Origin of the sequence: Scytonema sp. HK-05, from assembly GCF_963872035.1 — a bacterium.
Taxonomy (GTDB): domain Bacteria; phylum Cyanobacteriota; class Cyanobacteriia; order Cyanobacteriales; family Nostocaceae; genus Kalymmatonema.
This window is the reverse complement of the sequence record NZ_CAWMYC010000003.1, coordinates 1-16,245: the sequence shown is the minus strand read 5'-3', so window position 1 is coordinate 16,245 and position 16,245 is coordinate 1. Positions and strand designations below refer to the sequence as shown.

Annotated in this window: 21 protein-coding genes; 15 read left to right on the top strand and 6 right to left on the bottom strand. The window is 43.5% G+C overall.

Annotation, left to right across the window (positions count from 1 at the left end; all coding sequences use genetic code 11):
- Positions 1–43 precede the first annotated feature (43 nt).
- The 5 genes from AACT52_RS01985 to AACT52_RS01965 form a co-directional block, all read right to left on the bottom strand.
- On the bottom strand, positions 44–307 hold the full coding sequence (locus tag AACT52_RS01985; protein ID WP_073635874.1) for a hypothetical protein: 264 nt from the start codon (positions 305–307) through the stop codon (positions 44–46).
- 218 nt (positions 308–525) lie between these two features.
- Entirely contained in the window at positions 526–1,326 is an 801-nt protein-coding gene (locus AACT52_RS01980; protein WP_073635873.1) for an RMD1 family protein, read from the bottom strand.
- Positions 1,327–1,427: 101 nt separating this feature from the next.
- Positions 1,428–2,447, bottom strand: a complete 1,020-nt coding sequence (locus tag AACT52_RS01975; RefSeq protein WP_073635872.1) for a tRNA-dihydrouridine synthase family protein — start codon at positions 2,445–2,447, stop codon at positions 1,428–1,430.
- 186 nt (positions 2,448–2,633) lie between these two features.
- Positions 2,634–2,912: a hypothetical protein gene (locus AACT52_RS01970; RefSeq protein WP_143172975.1), complete on the bottom strand. Its 279-nt coding sequence runs from the start codon at positions 2,910–2,912 to the stop codon at positions 2,634–2,636.
- Between the two features lie 167 nt (positions 2,913–3,079).
- On the bottom strand, positions 3,080–3,454 hold the full coding sequence (locus AACT52_RS01965) for a DUF4870 domain-containing protein (protein WP_073635870.1): 375 nt from the start codon (positions 3,452–3,454) through the stop codon (positions 3,080–3,082).
- Positions 3,455–3,562: 108 nt separating this feature from the next.
- Here AACT52_RS01965 and AACT52_RS01960 point away from each other — a divergent pair, with 108 nt between their 5' ends.
- From AACT52_RS01960 to AACT52_RS01920, 9 genes are all read left to right on the top strand, one after another.
- A complete protein-coding gene (locus AACT52_RS01960; RefSeq protein WP_143172974.1) occupies positions 3,563–3,760 on the top strand; it encodes a hypothetical protein in 198 nt (65 codons plus the stop codon).
- Between the two features lie 102 nt (positions 3,761–3,862).
- Positions 3,863–4,450 (top strand): Panacea domain-containing protein, encoded by a 588-nt coding sequence (locus AACT52_RS01955; protein ID WP_073635869.1) that lies wholly within the window; start codon positions 3,863–3,865, stop codon positions 4,448–4,450.
- Positions 4,422–4,796, top strand: a complete 375-nt coding sequence (locus AACT52_RS01950) for a hypothetical protein (protein ID WP_073635868.1) — start codon at positions 4,422–4,424, stop codon at positions 4,794–4,796. The genes AACT52_RS01955 and AACT52_RS01950 overlap by 29 nt, the downstream gene beginning before the upstream one ends.
- Before the next feature lie 227 nt (positions 4,797–5,023).
- Positions 5,024–5,284: a hypothetical protein gene (locus AACT52_RS01945; protein WP_073635867.1), complete on the top strand. Its 261-nt coding sequence runs from the start codon at positions 5,024–5,026 to the stop codon at positions 5,282–5,284.
- A 132-nt stretch (positions 5,285–5,416) separates the two neighbouring features.
- Positions 5,417–5,809, top strand: coding sequence for a VanZ family protein (locus AACT52_RS01940; protein WP_073635866.1), 393 nt, complete (start codon positions 5,417–5,419; stop codon positions 5,807–5,809).
- A gap of 138 nt (positions 5,810–5,947) precedes the next feature.
- Positions 5,948–6,589, top strand: a complete 642-nt coding sequence (locus AACT52_RS01935) for a class I SAM-dependent methyltransferase (RefSeq protein WP_073635865.1) — start codon at positions 5,948–5,950, stop codon at positions 6,587–6,589.
- A gap of 86 nt (positions 6,590–6,675) precedes the next feature.
- The gene (locus AACT52_RS01930) at positions 6,676–7,305 is read left to right on the top strand and encodes a class I SAM-dependent methyltransferase (protein WP_073635864.1); all 630 of its coding nucleotides are present in this window, start codon (positions 6,676–6,678) and stop codon (positions 7,303–7,305) included.
- Positions 7,306–7,420: 115 nt separating this feature from the next.
- Positions 7,421–7,858: a GNAT family N-acetyltransferase gene (locus AACT52_RS01925; RefSeq protein ID WP_073635863.1), complete on the top strand. Its 438-nt coding sequence runs from the start codon at positions 7,421–7,423 to the stop codon at positions 7,856–7,858.
- A gap of 151 nt (positions 7,859–8,009) precedes the next feature.
- Positions 8,010–8,465 carry a protein tyrosine phosphatase family protein gene (locus AACT52_RS01920; RefSeq protein WP_198941095.1) on the top strand — a complete coding sequence of 152 codons (456 nt, stop codon included), beginning with the start codon at positions 8,010–8,012 and terminating at the stop codon, positions 8,463–8,465.
- 9 nt (positions 8,466–8,474) lie between these two features.
- On the opposite strand, the gene AACT52_RS01915 is transcribed toward AACT52_RS01920, so the two are convergent.
- Complete coding sequence (locus tag AACT52_RS01915; RefSeq protein WP_073635862.1) at positions 8,475–8,705, bottom strand: DUF433 domain-containing protein; 231 nt, start codon at positions 8,703–8,705, stop codon at positions 8,475–8,477.
- Between AACT52_RS01915 and AACT52_RS01910 the strand changes: the two genes are divergently transcribed.
- The 6 genes from AACT52_RS01910 (at position 8,694) to rnhA (ending at position 15,916) form a co-directional block, all read left to right on the top strand.
- Positions 8,694–8,939 carry an element excision factor XisH family protein gene (locus tag AACT52_RS01910; RefSeq protein WP_272937143.1) on the top strand — a complete coding sequence of 82 codons (246 nt, stop codon included), beginning with the start codon at positions 8,694–8,696 and terminating at the stop codon, positions 8,937–8,939. The two genes, AACT52_RS01915 and AACT52_RS01910, sit on opposite strands and share 12 nt — an antisense overlap.
- On the top strand, positions 8,927–9,259 hold the full coding sequence (locus AACT52_RS01905; RefSeq protein ID WP_073635860.1) for a XisI protein: 333 nt from the start codon (positions 8,927–8,929) through the stop codon (positions 9,257–9,259). The genes AACT52_RS01910 and AACT52_RS01905 overlap by 13 nt, the downstream gene beginning before the upstream one ends.
- 139 nt (positions 9,260–9,398) lie before the next feature.
- Complete coding sequence (locus tag AACT52_RS01900) at positions 9,399–12,935, top strand: CHAT domain-containing protein (protein ID WP_073635859.1); 3,537 nt, start codon at positions 9,399–9,401, stop codon at positions 12,933–12,935.
- Positions 12,936–13,167: 232 nt separating this feature from the next.
- Positions 13,168–13,554, top strand: coding sequence for a hypothetical protein (locus tag AACT52_RS01895; RefSeq protein ID WP_073635858.1), 387 nt, complete (start codon positions 13,168–13,170; stop codon positions 13,552–13,554).
- Between the two features lies 1 nt (position 13,555).
- Complete coding sequence (locus tag AACT52_RS01890) at positions 13,556–14,962, top strand: hypothetical protein (protein ID WP_073635857.1); 1,407 nt, start codon at positions 13,556–13,558, stop codon at positions 14,960–14,962.
- Between the two features lie 48 nt (positions 14,963–15,010).
- Positions 15,011–15,916 carry a ribonuclease HI gene (rnhA, locus tag AACT52_RS01885; protein WP_073635881.1) on the top strand — a complete coding sequence of 302 codons (906 nt, stop codon included), beginning with the start codon at positions 15,011–15,013 and terminating at the stop codon, positions 15,914–15,916.
- The last annotated feature ends 329 nt before the right edge of the window (positions 15,917–16,245 follow it).

Genomic DNA, 16,245 nt, shown 5'->3' with positions numbered 1-16,245 from the left:
TCGTAAGCATTGGAACAGAAAACCCCGTGTACGCTTTGTAACGCTACCAGAATAACTGCAACAAAGACTCGAATGTGCTGTAGCCCCATTTGAGTGTCATTAACCCGGAGATGATTGTCAGTCCCAAACAGAATATAATGCCTTTGGTTAGCGGTATGGGATTGTCAAAAAAATAGGCATAGCTACCCCAATTTAATGCAGCAATTATCAGTCCGACTGCCGCCCCAGCACTAAAGCGCTTAATCAACGTGCTAGCACTTTCTACTTTTGATTTGGGTTGGTTTAGTTCGTGTGGTAATGGTTTCATAAGAAACTTTTGACTTTTTAAATAACCGTATCGGGCAATATTTCCCAATTTAGTCTTAATTACGGAGTAAGCGCTGTTTTTTGGTAAAAGAGCAATTTTATTTGTGTATCTATTTTACAGCAAGGGTTTCAGGCTGTGCATGGCGGCAGTGCCTTCGCTACTTCTACTACAGATTGGTAGTCAAAGCCAGCAATTGTTTACGATCTCCAAGTTTAGCGTTAGCCTTTAAAAAAGATGTCGTACAGTGATAGCAGAATCTCCACCACAATCAGAATCACCACATACCACTCAACTCGCTGGCTACTGCTATGCTGCATGAACTCCAGCACTGTTTGTGCGGTTTGGGAAATGAGCTCTAGTTTGCGTTCCAAGGCATTGTGACGCTCACGGATTTCGTATTCATCTTCCAAGCGCAGATATAAGTTTTCTAGCTGTGGGGATTCCCACAGCAGATCCGGCTTATCGATGATCTCTACTCGACCGACAATCTTATGTTGAACTAACAATGTAGTACCGAGTTGACGCAGTAATTCCCGACTCTGGCGTCTACTCCTGTTTTCAGAAAGGAGACTAGCTGCAAACGGTTCAATTTGATCAAATACACTAGCTAGGCTAGTTTCATAATGAGACAGCACAACACTCTTAGCGAGAATATCAGCCACTATCTGCAAACGTTCTACACTAAAATCATGCAGTAAAATTGTTCCTTCCTTAACTTTCTCACTCTGTTCAACGTTGAGCTGAACTTCCACCTCTTCTGTTTCCGGCTCAGCAAAAGAGTCACTAACTTGAGAGGATAGTTTAGTCAAGAAGGCTACCTTTTCTACAGGCTCAAGGTTAAACAGGACAACTGCACCATAGTCCAGCAGTACCGCACAGCCGTGTTCACCTACTGTAACCATTACTGGCATAACCGCCAAGCAAACGTAATTCTCCAATCTTTGTACGTTAATCTTCTTACCAAGGAATAGGGCTTGCGCTCTAAAGCTATCTCTGTCATTAAAAAGGAGTTTTTGCATTGTCGCCTTAATTTATTTGTCGCATACCAAGTGTCCATTGAGACAGCTTGAAACGGTATAACCTTATTACTGATAAATCTGAACTAAATAGTTGCCAGGCGTTACACGCTCAAGGAGGGTGTTAGGGCTAAAGTTTTCGTACTATCACCAAGGAGAACGCGATCGCAGAGGTTAAACAGTTCTACCTCAGTCTGCGCCTGTCGCATCAGCCGCAGGAAATGACCTTCAGCGTCAACACTGAGGGCAATGTAGTTGAGGAACATTTTGAGGTAGCCTACGCGCGATCGCATTGGCATAGTTGCTGCTGTGGGGGTTTGCCATAAACGATCAATATAGCTGCGTACCTCTACTAAAGGAACGGGCGTGATCGGCTCGGAGCGCAAAGCCTGCCGAATTTGATTAAAAAGCCAAGGATTCCCGATCGCCCAGCGTCCCACCATGACACCCGCCGCACCCGTTTGAGAAAGCACTTCAAGTGCTGTTGTCGCAGAGTGGATATTGCCATTGGCAAGCACTGGACAATCGACCCGTCTAACCGCTTCAGCAATCAAATCATATTTCACTGCCCCGTGGTACCTATCTTTCACGGTGCGACCATGCAAACTCAGCAAATCAATGCTGTGGCGATTGATCATATCTAGAATTTCGTAAAAGGTATCTGTATTTTCAAAGCCTACGCGCATCTTGACGGTCAAAGGTCGATCATTCACAGCAGAACGTAGTTCTCCCAAAATCCGATCCACTTTTTCTGGTAAGAGCAGCAATCCACCCCCAACATTTTTGCGATAGATTCTAGGTGCTGGACAGCCCATGTTCAAGTCAACTCCAGCGATATTATAGCCGCAGAGTTCCTGTGCTGTTCTTACTAAGTCTGGAATGCTTTCGCCAATCATTTGAGCAAAAACGGGGCGACCCGTGTCGTTTTCGGTGATTGCTGCCAGAATGCTACGATTGAGCCGTGAGGTATCATTCACGCGGAAATACTCGGTGAAGAAGTAGTCAGGACTGCCGTAGTGGGCAATGACCTTCATAAACCAGAGGTTTGTCACATCCTGCATGGGCGCAAGAGCAGTGAGGGGTAAATCTGGATGGAGCGATTGGGGGAGCGATACCTGGGACATAAAGATTCCAGCGATCGACAAAGCATTACTGTATCAAAAAAAGGTTACTTGTTGGGAACCGCAAACATAAAAGCCCAAAACTGCAATCAAGGTGATGATTTTGATGCACCTCTGCCGGAAGAGATTCTTAAAACAGTGAACAGTGAACAGCTACCAGCCGCAGTGACGCCTGCTATGGTGGGGGATTTAAACCCGCCCTCCGGGTATGCCTTCGGCACGTCTTCGACGAACGCCACTTGCTCTACTTGGGGAAACCCCAAGACCGCAGTGGCTCACCACCAACGCTCTCTGGTCCAATTGGTGTGGTGTTTCCCCCAACGATGAAACTGATAACCCTTCGGGTATGCCTGCGGCACGTCTATGTCCTATGCCTGCGGCACGCCAAGGGCGAACGGACACGCGAAGCGAACGACGAACGCCAGTCGCCGTGAGAGCGGGAGACCCTCCTGCATAGCGCTGGCTCACTGATAACTGATAACTGGTAACTGGTAACTGTTAATGCATTTGAGGGCAGATGAAAATTGTCCTAAATACAGATATTTTCTTCTGGTTTCTCAGTGAAGATAAAATAAAAAAGGGACTCTTGTCTCAATCCCTTTTCCAAAAACTAATTTTATTTTGAGTAGGTATTATTAGAAAAGTCGAAAAATAAATGGATAACGGAACGGTTCATCGGGCTTGGTAAAACAGTGCAACAGCGCCCAAATTGTCAGTCCCCAGTGCAGTGCAAAGCCAAAAGCAACAACGGGGAAGAACAAAATTCCGCCAAGACCAAAGGTGAGAAAAGATAAAATCCCAATTGGAACTCCAATTAAGATTGCCCAGAACCAAACATTGAAGTGAAAATTAATTGATTCTTTGGCGTTGCTTTTAACAACTGGGTCATCGGAAACTAAGTTAATTACAATTGGAACCCCAATCGAAAATAATGCTGTACTAAAGAAAATCGCCCCATGACACAGAGATGATAGCAATTTGCGCTTATCAGAATCGTATGTAACTTGCATCTTGGTGGTGGCTCCTCAATTCGCTTTCTTGCTTCGATTTTAACGGTCAGCTAATAGATTTAGCATTGCAGGTTCCCGTACTTAGAAAGCTTTTATGCTTTTCCTTTAATGTACATTAACTTTGAGTGCCACTCATCAACTATAGGTTATGAGGTTTACCGAACCTCCACAGTAGAAGAAAAGTTTACAGCTAACAAGCGTGAATACGCTCATTGCTTCAACGCCACTGCAAGGTGCGATGGTGCGATCACACTCTTGGTTAGCAGCTTCTTGCTCTTGAGTGAACAACCGACACAGATTTCATAGTATTTTCATACTATAAATAAAGACTTGGATTATAATAGTATGTGTAAGTTACCCTTTAAATTTGCTACCATTGTGGGTTTGTTTTGATTGGCGGGTCTGAGTATGATTGATTGTCTCAATGCAGCTCGCTACTTTATCGTTAGAGCTTATGAGGATGGTATAGAAGCTCAAATGACCAACATGAAGGTTCAAAAGCTTCTGTATTATTCACAAAGCTTACATTTGGCGCTATACAATCAGCCATTGTTTGAAGAAGAAATACAAGCATGGCGATATGGCCCTGTATGTCCTCCTGCTTACAGGTTTTACAGTGAATTTGAAGCTAATCAATTACCTATCCCTAGTAAAGAATTCTTATTACAAATCCCTGATCAGAAGAAAGAGCTTCTAGAAGAAGTATGGGAATATTTTGGTGGCTACCATGCCTATCTACTTAGTGATATGACTCACGTGGAGTTTCCTTGGAAGAAAGCCCGCAAGGGGTTACCACCCGAAGCAAGTTCAACTGAGCCTATTCTTCTTAAGGATATGAAAGCATTGGGTCATCAGAAGCTTGATGTGATTGAACGTGATAACCCCGCTTATGAACCCGTGATGTCCGAAATTGTGAAGGATGCTCTAACTTCAGAATCCTCATCTCGCGTAAGCAAAGGAGAAGTGCGTGGCTGGCTCAACTCCCTTCTCGATTGAGGAATCTGATAATTTCAAGCGTTCTTTCAAAAAACTTGCAAAATTTCATGGGGCTGATTTTGTTGAGCTTGTTGCAGAAGTCTTGGAAGGTTTGATCGAAGACCAGTATCCTATAAATTCCCGTAATGAACCTTTACCTGGAAAGATTCAGTTACTTGAAGGATGGACGTTTCACAAGCTAGAGTTGAAGTTTTCCAAAGGCGCTTCTGGACAAATCAGATTAATGTATTTAGTCAATACGGCTACTTGCGTCATCAGACTTGTGTGGATTTATAGTCACGAGCAGTTTGCAAAACGCCCTGGCGACAAAGACTTAAAGAGTGTTATCAATGAAATCCTGGACTAAGTGCGATTGGGGAAAGCCCAGTGCAAGGCGATGGGCGAAGCCCCGCATAAAGGCGATTGCAAATGTTGTAGGTTGAGCTAAGGATAGTGAAACCCAACAATACCAATAACTACCAACTCATCTGCTTTTTTACATCTAAATGGATACATCTGTTAAAGCTAGCAGCAAAGATAACATAAAGTAAGGTGAAGCCCTAACTTTAAATTACTTAACAAAGGCGGTATACAATGGGTCGTTTAAATCCCTTCTCACTTCAAATGCAGATTACCCAAATGTTTGAGCAAGGGCAATCATTTTTCGCCACAATCAAAGTGCAGGATTGGTTGAAAGAACGCAATCAAAATCCCGCAGATTACGACATTCTTTTCCATCAAAAACCTGCACCTCCCGGTTCAAAAGCAGTCATGGTTGTTGAAATTGAGTTGCGTCGCAAAGATGGACAACCTGTTGAGCCGTGGTTGCAAGAACAAGCCAACCTTCATGCATGATAGTTTCACGATGGCGGGTATTGCGTACCCCAATTTATGAAATTAGTATAAATTTTTCCGAATTAGAGCGTTTCCTTTGCGGAACGCTCTTTTTTATCTTGAATGAGTTATAGGAATTTTATAATAATTGCCATGCCATCTCATCGCTTTTGGTTTTTTGCACTTTGGTTATACTTGGGAATTCTAGCTGCTATATCTCTTGCCGTCTATGTGAAAATTATTCCGTCTAAAATCACAAAATTTCAGCCTATAGATACAATTTTCCATTTTATTTTCATAGGATTTCTTGCTTACATAGGTCATTTATCAATGAAAAAATATAAAATTAAGATTTTTCAATTTTTTCTGCCAATAGCACCAATCATAGTTCTATTTTTTAGTTTTCTAGACGAGTTCATTGAGATATTTATATGGCGTGCGGGTTTTGATAAACTTGACTCAGCCGCTGATTTTTGCGGTATAGTATTATTTACATTTTTGGCAGAAAAAACTAACATTAACAAATCCTCAAAAAATCAAACGTAAAAACCAATTCTCTCTTTTTCTCTTACTCTGTATCCTCTGCGGTTTGTTAATCAAAATCACCCAATCAGGTGAGTCAACTGGCTGACTTCATTGCTAACTTTAGTGTGAGAGCAACTGAAAAATTAGGGAACGTGGAAAATGACCGTAAACCAGCCTTGTGTTTGCGCCAACTGTGGTAAGCGTCTATTTGCCTGGTTGATGGCTCAAGGTGACGACGTATACGATAAATTTATTAGCGATCGCAAACGTTCTCTCTTCGCCAACCTACATGGTAATGTTTTAGAAATTGATCCAGGAACTGGTCCTAACCTACCCTACTATCCTAAAGACATCAACTTGATAGGAATTGAGCCAAACCCATTCATGCATTCCTATCTCAAAAAAGAAGCCCAAAAGCTAGGTTTCAACAACATCGACCTCCGCACTAGCACAGCTGAACAGATAGACGCTGAAGATAACAGCATCGATGCCGTGGTTAGTACTTTAGTTTTGTGTTCCGTGCCGAATTTAGCTGCTACATTACAAGAAGTTTTACGAGTTCTCAAACCCGGTGGAAGCTTTTTATTTATTGAACACGTTGCTGCACCACAGGGAACTTTATTGCGACAGGTACAAAGTACAATTCGCCCAATTTGGAAAGTGCTTGCTGATGGTTGTCATCCAGATCGGGAAACTTGGATTGCGTTAGAAAATGCTGGGTTCAAGAGTGTGAATTACGAGCATTTTAAAGTACCAGTGCCGATTGTTAGCCCTCAAATTATCGGTGTGGCGATAAGATAATTTCGTGCAAAGACGCGCTTGACGCTAAAATAGTTTTTGCGTCTTTGCGCCTTTGCGAGAGATTTCAAAAATCATCACAAAATATTATGGTTAACCTCTGGACTTCCGCAGAACACGCATTACGCTATCTTGCAAAAGCGGATCAAATACCTCATCGCACCGAGGGCGAAGCAGTACTGCTAGAACACGTCCCCAAGACAGTGAAACGCATTCTCGATTTGGGAACTGGAGACGGTCGTTTGCTAGCACTACTCAAAATAGAACGTCCCCACGTCCAAAGCGTTGCTGTTGACTTTTCACCAACCATGCTGGAGGCTGTAAGAACTCGCTTTGCCGATGATTCTACGGTGCAAGTTATTACACATAACTTAGATGTACCACTACCTGAGTTGGGTTTGTTTGATGCGGTTGTCTCCAGTTTTGCTATCCATCATCTCACCCACGAACGCAAACATTCCCTGTACAGAGAAATTTTTCATCTGCTAGAACCAGGCGGAATTTTTTGCAATCTGGAACACGTCGCCTCACCCACTCCAAAGCTGCACGAACGTTTTTTACATGCGATCGGTAGGACTGTTGAGGAAGACGACCCATCAAATAAGCTTCTGGATGTGGAAACACAGCTGCGTTGGTTGCGAGATATTGGTTTTACAGACGTAGACTGCTACTGGAAATGGCTAGAACTTGCACTGTTGATTGGGGTGAAGCCAGAATAACCTGTTGCATTTTCAACTTGCATACCATTTGCAATTGTTTATGGGTTTGTAGTTGCGCTTTAGCGCAGCTAGAAACTAACTAGCGCTAAAAAATGAATAAATACCAGGTGCAATTATGACTTATCAAATTATTGCCAATCTGACCGAAAACCAGATTTCTGATTTACTGGAATTGTACAAAAGTGAATTTTGGAGCTACAAACGTACTCATGAAGACGTTGTTAAGATGCTTGCAGCGTCAGACATTATCGTAGGATTGGTAGATGAGAACGAACAATTAATTGGTTTTACTCGTGTTCTCACCGACTTTGTGTATAGGGCAACTATTTATGATGTTATCGTTAAACCAACACATAGAAAAATGGGTCTTGGTGCTAAGCTAATCGACGCAGTTGTCAATCATCCTGAGTTAGCCTCAGTTGAGCAGATTGCTCTTTATTGTCTACCAGAAATGATTCCTTTTTATGAACGTTGGGGCTTCTCAGCTAACGTAGGTGAAATACGGTTGATGTACAGAAACCACCAATTTTATGCTGGCACACACCAGCAATGAGAACTAATAGGAGCATTTTACCCCCAAGGATAGCAAAGACTTTGCTAATAATGTACCCGGAGCAGACATGATGAATATGTTCAATAACATAATTCAAAATATCTCTGGTTTTCTCAAACTATCTGTAAACAATATCCTGCGTATAAATATCATGGGTAATAAGATTGAAGACATCTACAACTACCTAAAAATATCAGATTCAATTGCCACTTCAGGACAACCGACAAAAGAACAGTTTTCAGCAATTCAACAATCAGGATATCAACTCGTTGTGAATTTGGCACTACCAGAATCTACCAACGCTTTACCTGATGAAAAACAAATTGTGGAAGCTGAAGGTATGGAGTACGTCCACATTCCAGTAGTTTGGGAAAAACCCACCATTGAAAATGTGAATGAATTTTTTAGCGTCATGGAAGCAAACGCCGATAAAAAAGTCTTGGTTCACTGTGCTGCTAACATGAGAGTTTCAGCTTTCATGTATCTTTATCGCCACATTCATGAACACATTGGTGAGGAAGAAGCAAAGAAAGACTTACAGAAAATTTGGGTACCCAATGAAAACTGGCAGAAATTTATGAACCAGGTTATTGAGAATTATCATTGAAGCATTGCATTATGGCATGAAGCTAGTACTTTCTAGCGATCGCTTGGCAAATAAAAGACAAGCTCGGATGTCTTCTTCGACTAAGCCTTCATACTCTTCGAGAGTTTCTGTTATTGTTGCACCATGTGCAAGGAGATTCAGAATATACTCAACAGTTAGGCGTGTTCCCCTAATCACTGGTTTGCCTATCATTACTTTCGGGTTAACGGTGATACGGCTCAGTAGTTCTTGGTCTGTCATAGCTTCAACCTTGAAATTGGAGCAATTAAAACCATCATAGGCAATCGCTGCTTAATGATCGCACTTTTTGCTTGTGTGGTGAAGAGCGATCGCCTATTGTATTTAGCAGTGCCAAACAACGTCTATGAGCAGTTTTTCGCCACATCATTTATTCAGTCACTCGTTGAGCAGCATCAAGTGTATTTGCTGATCTACGATATTGATCAGGAGGTGATTAAGCGATGGCAGCCGTAGAAGAATATCGTCAGCACATTCAAAGATTGCTGAGTGAACACGCTCAGTTAGTTTGGGACAGCCGCATTCAAGCAGAGACAATTTTTGATCAAGAGCATGATCGCTATCAATTAGTATATGTCGGCTGGCGTGATTCAGATCGTGTCTATGGAGTTGTGCTTCATCTCGACATCATTGATGGAAAAATCTGGGTACAGCAGGACGGAACAGAAGTCGGCATTGCCAATAAGCTAGTAGAAATAGGAGTGCCAAAACACGATATTGTGTTGGGTATTGACCCACCCAAGATGCGTCAATACACAGAATTTGCTGTAGGTTGAGTCAGGCAAACGTTGGGTAGCGATCGCACTCATGAAATCAATGCGTCGCCTTTATGCGGTCAATTCGTACGATCGCATCCTACTGTCCCTTAAGTGAAATCGCTATAATACAGGATAAAAGCGATACAATCTTTTTTCGATGCTCAGGCAATTTTGGCGGTGGCTCAAAAGGTTTTTTCAGCGCTTATTTGGCAGCAAGCATCCATCTCCTCAGTCGGGGGGACACAGGAGGGTAGAACCACGGAAACAGCCGACAGATGCGGAGTATGAATCGTTGTTCCTCGAACTGTTGGCGGGTGTGAATGAGGGCTGGAGTCGGGGACGGGTAAAGGGTTTCTTGGATGCAAAGAATATTACTCAGGCTGGTTTGGTGGAGTGGTTGCGGCGCTTTGGGGAAAGATTGTTAGCATCAAGCGCACCGAATGATGAGTTAGCAGCGCGGATGGTGCAGCTGGGTGAGTTGGGCGTTGGGGAAGTGGGAGATGTGGCGGGTGAGATTGGGATGCGGTTGTTGGGGAGGGGAAGAGAAACGAACCGCCAAGACGCAGAGGACGCAGAGGAAGGAGAGGAGGGAGATGCAGAAGCTTGGTTAAACCGAGGCAATGAACAATATCATGCAGGGGATTTTGTAGGAGCGATCGCATCCTACGACAAAGCAATTGAAATCAAACCCGACTTTCATCAAGCTTGGAACAACCGAGGCAGGGCGCTGGGTAACTTAGGGCGATTTGAAGAAGCAATTGCATCCTTCAACAAAGCCGTTGAAATCAAACCCGACTTTCATCAAGCTTGGGACAAACGGGGCATGGCGCTTTCTGACTTAGGGCAATTTGAAGATGCGATCGCATCCTACGACAAAGCAATTGAATTCAAAGGCGACTTCCATCAAGCTTGGAACAACCGGGGCGTGGCGCTGGGTAACTTAGGGCAATTTGAAGAAGAAATTGCATCCTACGACAAAGCTCTAGAAATCAAAGGCGACTACCATCAAGCTTGGAACAACCGGGGCGTGGCGCTGGGTAACTTAGGGCAATTTGAAGAAGAAATTGCATCCTACGACAAAGCTCTAGAAATCAAACCCGGCTACCATGAATCTTGGCACAACCGGGGCTTGCCGCTTTCTAAGTTAGGGCGATTTGAAGATGCGATCGCATCCTACGACAAAGCAATTGAATTCAAAGGCGACTTACATCAAGCTTGGAACAACCGGGGCGTGGCGCTGGGTAACTTAGGGCAATTTGAACAAGCAATCGCATCCTTCGACAAAGCAATTGAATTCAAAGGCGACGACCATCAAGCTTGGTACAGCCGGGGGGTGGCGCTGGGTAACTTAGGGCAATTTGAACAAGCGATGGCATCCTACGACAAAGCAATTGAATTCAAAGGTGACTTCCATCAAGCTTGGTACAACCGGGGAGTGGCGCTGGGTAACTTAGGGCAATTTGAACAAGCAATCGCATCCTTCGACAAAGCAATTGAATTCAAAGGCGACGACCATCAAGCTTGGTACAGCCGGGGGGTGACGCTGGGTAACTTAGGGCAATTTGAACAAGCGATCGCATCCTTCGACAAAGCAATTGAAATCAAAGGCGACGACCATCAAGCTTGGTACAGCCGGGGCAATGCGCTGGGTAACTTAGGGCAATTTGAACAAGCTGTTGCATCCTACGACAAAGCAATTGAAATCAAAGGCGACAAACATGAAGCTTGGAACAACCGGGGCGTGGCGCTGGGTAACTTAGGGCAATTTGAACAAGCTGTTGCATCCTACGACAAAGCAATTGAATTCAAAGGCGACTTGCATGATGCTTGGTACAACCGGGGCATTGCAGCAGGAAGTTCTGTTAGTTATAATCCCCTGCTAGCTTTCATGAGTACAATTGCCAGACAAAATCCCCATCTCAACCAACGCGGCTATGAGGGAAAATTGGCAAGCTATGAGGAAGGATTGAAGTATTGTCACCAACACACCCACCCAGAAGGTTGGGGGAAATTGCATCAAGCGATAGGCAATGCTCACTACTTCTGGGGACAAATAGATTCCCGTCCCCATGCTTATTGGCACAAAGCCGTCAACAGTTATAACGAAGCGCTGAAAACTCTTACAGAAGCAGATTTCCCAGAGTTGCATTTGGCGGTTGTGCAAAACTTGATTCGCGTCCTTTTGGGTTTGGAGGAAACAGCAGCAGCGAAGGAATGGCGGCGACATGGGTTGGAAGTCTTTACGAAACTGTTCAACAGCAAAAAAACTTCTTTCCAGAAACGACAATTGGCAGTTAAGTTTGTCAGCTTCTCGCAAATGCGGGTTGATGTTTTAGTAGAGGACGGTGAATTAGTTTTGGGATTAGAAGCTGCTGAGAGAAATAAAAATCTCTACCTCACCTGGATTCTCGATGCCCAGAAGCAAGATATCCTCAGTCCCAGCTATGCTGATATGCAACAGCTAACGAATCCCACAACTGCTGTTGTCTATTGGCATCTCAGCCCTTTTGCCCTCAGCACTTTCATTATCAAACACAACGCCCCTCAACCCAGCGTCATTTCTACTCCCTCGTTTTTGCGGGAGTTTGAAAGCTGGGTGAAACAATGGAATCAACAATATGAGGATTACCACAAAAGCAAAAATCAGCAACTTGAACAACAAAACAACTGGCGTGACAACTTGCCTCAAATGCTCAAGCAGCTTGGTGATATCCTCAATATCTCAGCTATACTCAGCGAAATTAACCACGAATCCATCCAAAATCTCATCTTGCTTCCCCACCGCGACTTGCACCGCTTCCCCCTTCATGCGCTGTTTCCCGAACATTTCACCACTACCTATCTACCTAGCGCCCAAGTCGGCATATATTTACAGCAGATTTCGTCAACAAGCAACGGAGAATCACACCCATTGCTGAGTGTGGAACATCCCGACAGCGCAGGCTTTCATATCCTACCTCATGCCGAAATCGAATCTGCTGCTATTAACCAGCTTTTCAACCATCCCAACAACAAGCGGATTTCTGACGAACGGGCTACTAACACCGCTGTCAAAGAAGCCCTTGCTGCTCAATACAATATCTTTCACTTTACCGGACATGGCAGTTATGATTTCGAGCATCCCAAACAATCTGCCCTTGCCCTTAGCGGTGAAGATAAACTCACGGTGGAAGAAATTTGCAAGATAGATTTTAGAGGTTATCAACTTGTCACCCTTGCCGCCTGCGAAACTGCCTTAACTGGCAACCAAACGATAGAAAATGAATATGTTGGTTTAGTCAGTGCCTTTGTTTACAAAGGTGTCACCAACGTTCTCAGCACTTTATGGACTGTCAATGACGATGCGAGTAGTTTGCTCATCATGTACTTTTACTGGCAACTCAAGAAAGGCAAATCACCAGCCATTGCCTTAGCAAAAGCCAAAAAATGGCTTCGCAATCTCACAGATTCTAAACTGGAGAGATTATATCAAGTCATATTTAAGAAACTACCGCGAGATGAAAAACCCCTCCGCCCTCACGTCAGAAATAAGTTATCGGAATTCCGTGACATGGAACTTGCTGATAAGAAACAGAAGCATTTTGACGATCCCTATTATTGGGCAGCTTTTACAATCACTGGTTGCTTTCCTCGTCCCTCGTTCCCAGCCTCAGGCTCCCTCGTTCCCAGCCTCAGGCTGGGAATGCATTTCTAGAGGCTTTGCCTCTGGGAACGAGGAGGCAGAGCCTTTGCAACTGCGTTTCCACGCACAGCGTAGGAACGAGACAATAATTAATAGCTACCCTCGTCCCTCGTTCCCAGCCTCAGGCTGGGAATGCATTTCTAGAGGCTTCGCCTCTGGGAACCAGGAGGCTGAGCCTTCTCAACTGCGTTCCCACGCAGAGCGTAGGAACGAGAGATTTACCAATAACTAATCACTAATTCTTATGCAACCTAACGATATAATTTCTGTTACAGCATTCCAAAATGCCCTAGCCAAGCTGAATCAATCTTTGCCTGCGGATATCCAAAAGCAGCTTCATGCGATCGCCCAAGACTTAAAAGCAGATCCCACCAATATTGGCAACCTGGATATTATTGCTGAAAGTTATCCACCTTTAGATGAAGTATACCAAAAAGAACTGACAACATTGAAAAAAGAAGCTGGTCAGCGCAATAAAGGTTTGCCACCACTCCCTCTGCCAAAAGAATCGAATAAAGAACTCACTAACTCAGCTATTGATACTTTTAGTGCTGATGATTCTGTGACTGCTGCGAAAGCAAAACCAAACCTCTTGAAACGGCTTTGGCAGTCTATTCCTGGGAGGAAATAAAATGTCAGAGGAAATTGTTTATCCCAGTATAAATTTATTCCTTTATGACTTGAAGGATGGCTTAGGACAAGAGCAGTCAAAAATTGACCAAAACTGCCGCCTTTTCTGTCAAAAAATCTACGGTGATTTAGACGAAAAAAGCTTTCAGGAAAAGTATGCACAGTTCCAGAAGTATCAAAATACAGACGTTGATATAATCGAGTTACTCGATACCAGAATTAGGCAATTCCCATCACCGCTTGATGGTTACTACTATCCCCTACAAATAGGCGATAGTTATGCCCTCCAGGTTAATGACTCAGGTAAACGAGATGCTAACGGTCAATATAACGATGAACCACAAAATATCAAAGATGAACCCTTCCTGAAACTCAAAGAAGAAATTACCCAACACATCTCTGGGCAAACAGGCACAATTGGACAAACCTGGTTACTTTGGGGCAAAGTGACGAGTCATAAAACTGATGCAGAAATTGAAGATATTGCCCAAAAGTGCTACACTCAAATTATCAGCAACTATGACTGGAAACGAGATTTTATTGGTAAGGGTAAGTTAGAATCAGGAACAATTTTTGAGTTGTGGTATTGTCCCCAAAATTTAGGTGTCAATGGGAAAGAGTTTTGGGAAAAGTTTAGACAAGAAAGTCATCATGTCTTAATCTGGTTATTTCCCGATAATATTTCACCCAATGAAATGAGAAAGCGGGTACAAAGTGCCTATTACGAATTTCTGCGCTTATGGCTATACCGCCATAAAGTCGTTTGGTCGTACTATCAAAGCCGCTATCAAAAAACACTTCTTAAAAAAGAATATGTGGAAATACAACCATCAATAAAGCAAGCTAGTGAGTTACCAAGGCTATTGCAAACTAACAGTCTGAAACTCAGTAAGCTACAGGAAACATTGTCGGCTAACTTAATTAACTTGTCGGATTATACAATTGCCTTAAACTATCTAGAAAATCAAAGCCGCACCATTCAATTAAACTTAGATAATTATAAATCTCGTTTAGATGAGATGGAGAAAAAATATGCAGGTAGCAACTTAGAATTTCTGAAAACCTTCAGCAATAGCGAAATTTACGCCAAAAAATACCAGCGACAAGTAGAAGCAGATTATGCAAATCTTAACCCTGGATTAACCTTACTGCAAAATCTCAACAGCACTATCCAAGGTATCATTGACCTAGAGCAAACGAAAAGCGATCGCGCCCTCAACAACACCATCGCCATCGCAGGTGTCGGACTAGCAACCAGTCAAATAGCCTCAGCTGTCATCCTTGCCGAAATTCCTCAAGAAACAAAAAACCCTCTTGCTTACCAAACTCAAGCTTTCTTTTGGAGTTTGGGCATAGGTGTAATCGCAATTATGCTAACCTTAATTGTCCTTCGCATTTTTCGCCGCTAAATGCCTTTCTTGGCGTCCTTAGCTCAGGAGCGGTTTAAAGTTCTTACTATGTCTTCAATTCCTACAATCAAAAGTATATACACAGATGGCGCTTGCACTGGTAACCCCGGTCCAGGCGGTTGGGGCGTAGTCGTCTACTTCGATGATGGTTCCATCCACGAAATGGGCGGTGCATCCACCCGAACCACCAACAATAAGATGGAGATGCAAGCTGCGATCGCCGCCCTCCAATTTTTAAAAGACTCCGGACAAACTGAACCCATCCCTCTCTACACTGACAGCGAATACCTGATCAACTGCGTTACCAAATGGGTTAAAGGCTGGAAAAAGAAAGGCTGGAAAAAGGCAGATGGAAATCCCGTTCTTAACCAAGATTTGTTGGAAACCTTGGATGAACTTAATCACCCACGGGTAAAGTGGGAGTATGTCCGTGGTCATGCAGGTAATGTTGGTAACGAACGCTGTGATGCGATCGCCCGCGCCTTCGCCAATGGCAAAACCTTATCCCTGCAACAACAAGACTTCTCTAATTTTCACCAAGTCTTTGAGCAAAAAAGCGAGGTAAATGTATCAAGAGGATCTGATTTTGATACAAACTCTACAATAATTAACAAAAAGACACAAGAAATCAGTACTCTGGCAACAGATATAACCAACATGGAACCACATACCCACCCTACTGCCTCACTCAGCGAGGAATTACCTCGAGAAATCAGGGTAACGCAACTCCGTAACTTAGTTGAAACCTTACGTATTGCTGACGAAATTGCTGAAAAAGGCTACCTTATCACCAGTTCCGAACTCGCAGACTTGATGGATGTCCACGCCAGCGCTGTTACGAGTCGTGGAGACGAATGGCGCTGGCGGAACTGGATCGTATCACGAGTGCGACGCGAAGGCAACCAAATTCTTTGGGAACTGGAACGCGGCGACCAAGTTGAAAATGAAGAGTGAAGAAGAACGCAGAACACAGAATATTGACAATGTAAAATTCGGGAGTTTCCTAGTTTCACTCATGGTTAGGTAAGATTTTACACCTTTTTTTACCCATCTTCTAAGTTCTGATAACTGAGTTCTAAGTCAATACGGTTCAGTTAAGGTTGATGTGTAAAAAATCACGTGTGTAGAGACGCGCCATGGCGCGTCTCTACATTGTGTTCCTGATAAGGGTTCTGGTCTTATCTGAACCGTATTGAGTTCTGAGTTCTTTCTTGATGAAGAATGAAGAGTGACATCCTCCCACACTAACCGTAAGCGGTATAGTGTGGGCTTCCTCAAATCAC

What these genes read in the sequence shown, in the direction of transcription:
- AACT52_RS01965 (WP_073635870.1), bottom strand. Translation starts at nt 3,454, where the DNA reads ATGCAAGTTACATACGATTCTGATAAGCGCAAATTGCTATCATCTCTG.
- AACT52_RS01920 (WP_198941095.1), top strand. Translation starts at nt 8,010, where the DNA reads ATGGGTAATAAGATTGAAGACATCTACAACTACCTAAAAATATCAGAT.
- AACT52_RS01975 (WP_073635872.1), bottom strand. Translation starts at nt 2,447, where the DNA reads ATGTCCCAGGTATCGCTCCCCCAATCGCTCCATCCAGATTTACCCCTC.
- AACT52_RS01955 (WP_073635869.1), top strand. Translation starts at nt 3,863, where the DNA reads ATGATTGATTGTCTCAATGCAGCTCGCTACTTTATCGTTAGAGCTTAT.
- AACT52_RS01895 (WP_073635858.1), top strand. Translation starts at nt 13,168, where the DNA reads ATGCAACCTAACGATATAATTTCTGTTACAGCATTCCAAAATGCCCTA.
- AACT52_RS01940 (WP_073635866.1), top strand. Translation starts at nt 5,417, where the DNA reads ATGCCATCTCATCGCTTTTGGTTTTTTGCACTTTGGTTATACTTGGGA.
- rnhA (WP_073635881.1), top strand. Translation starts at nt 15,011, where the DNA reads ATGTCTTCAATTCCTACAATCAAAAGTATATACACAGATGGCGCTTGC.
- AACT52_RS01935 (WP_073635865.1), top strand. Translation starts at nt 5,948, where the DNA reads ATGACCGTAAACCAGCCTTGTGTTTGCGCCAACTGTGGTAAGCGTCTA.
- AACT52_RS01985 (WP_073635874.1), bottom strand. Translation starts at nt 307, where the DNA reads ATGAAACCATTACCACACGAACTAAACCAACCCAAATCAAAAGTAGAA.
- AACT52_RS01900 (WP_073635859.1), top strand. Translation starts at nt 9,399, where the DNA reads ATGCTCAGGCAATTTTGGCGGTGGCTCAAAAGGTTTTTTCAGCGCTTA.
- AACT52_RS01960 (WP_143172974.1), top strand. Translation starts at nt 3,563, where the DNA reads ATGTACATTAACTTTGAGTGCCACTCATCAACTATAGGTTATGAGGTT.
- AACT52_RS01905 (WP_073635860.1), top strand. Translation starts at nt 8,927, where the DNA reads ATGGCAGCCGTAGAAGAATATCGTCAGCACATTCAAAGATTGCTGAGT.
- AACT52_RS01915 (WP_073635862.1), bottom strand. Translation starts at nt 8,705, where the DNA reads ATGACAGACCAAGAACTACTGAGCCGTATCACCGTTAACCCGAAAGTA.
- AACT52_RS01945 (WP_073635867.1), top strand. Translation starts at nt 5,024, where the DNA reads ATGGGTCGTTTAAATCCCTTCTCACTTCAAATGCAGATTACCCAAATG.
- AACT52_RS01930 (WP_073635864.1), top strand. Translation starts at nt 6,676, where the DNA reads ATGGTTAACCTCTGGACTTCCGCAGAACACGCATTACGCTATCTTGCA.
- AACT52_RS01925 (WP_073635863.1), top strand. Translation starts at nt 7,421, where the DNA reads ATGACTTATCAAATTATTGCCAATCTGACCGAAAACCAGATTTCTGAT.
- AACT52_RS01980 (WP_073635873.1), bottom strand. Translation starts at nt 1,326, where the DNA reads ATGCAAAAACTCCTTTTTAATGACAGAGATAGCTTTAGAGCGCAAGCC.
- AACT52_RS01890 (WP_073635857.1), top strand. Translation starts at nt 13,556, where the DNA reads ATGTCAGAGGAAATTGTTTATCCCAGTATAAATTTATTCCTTTATGAC.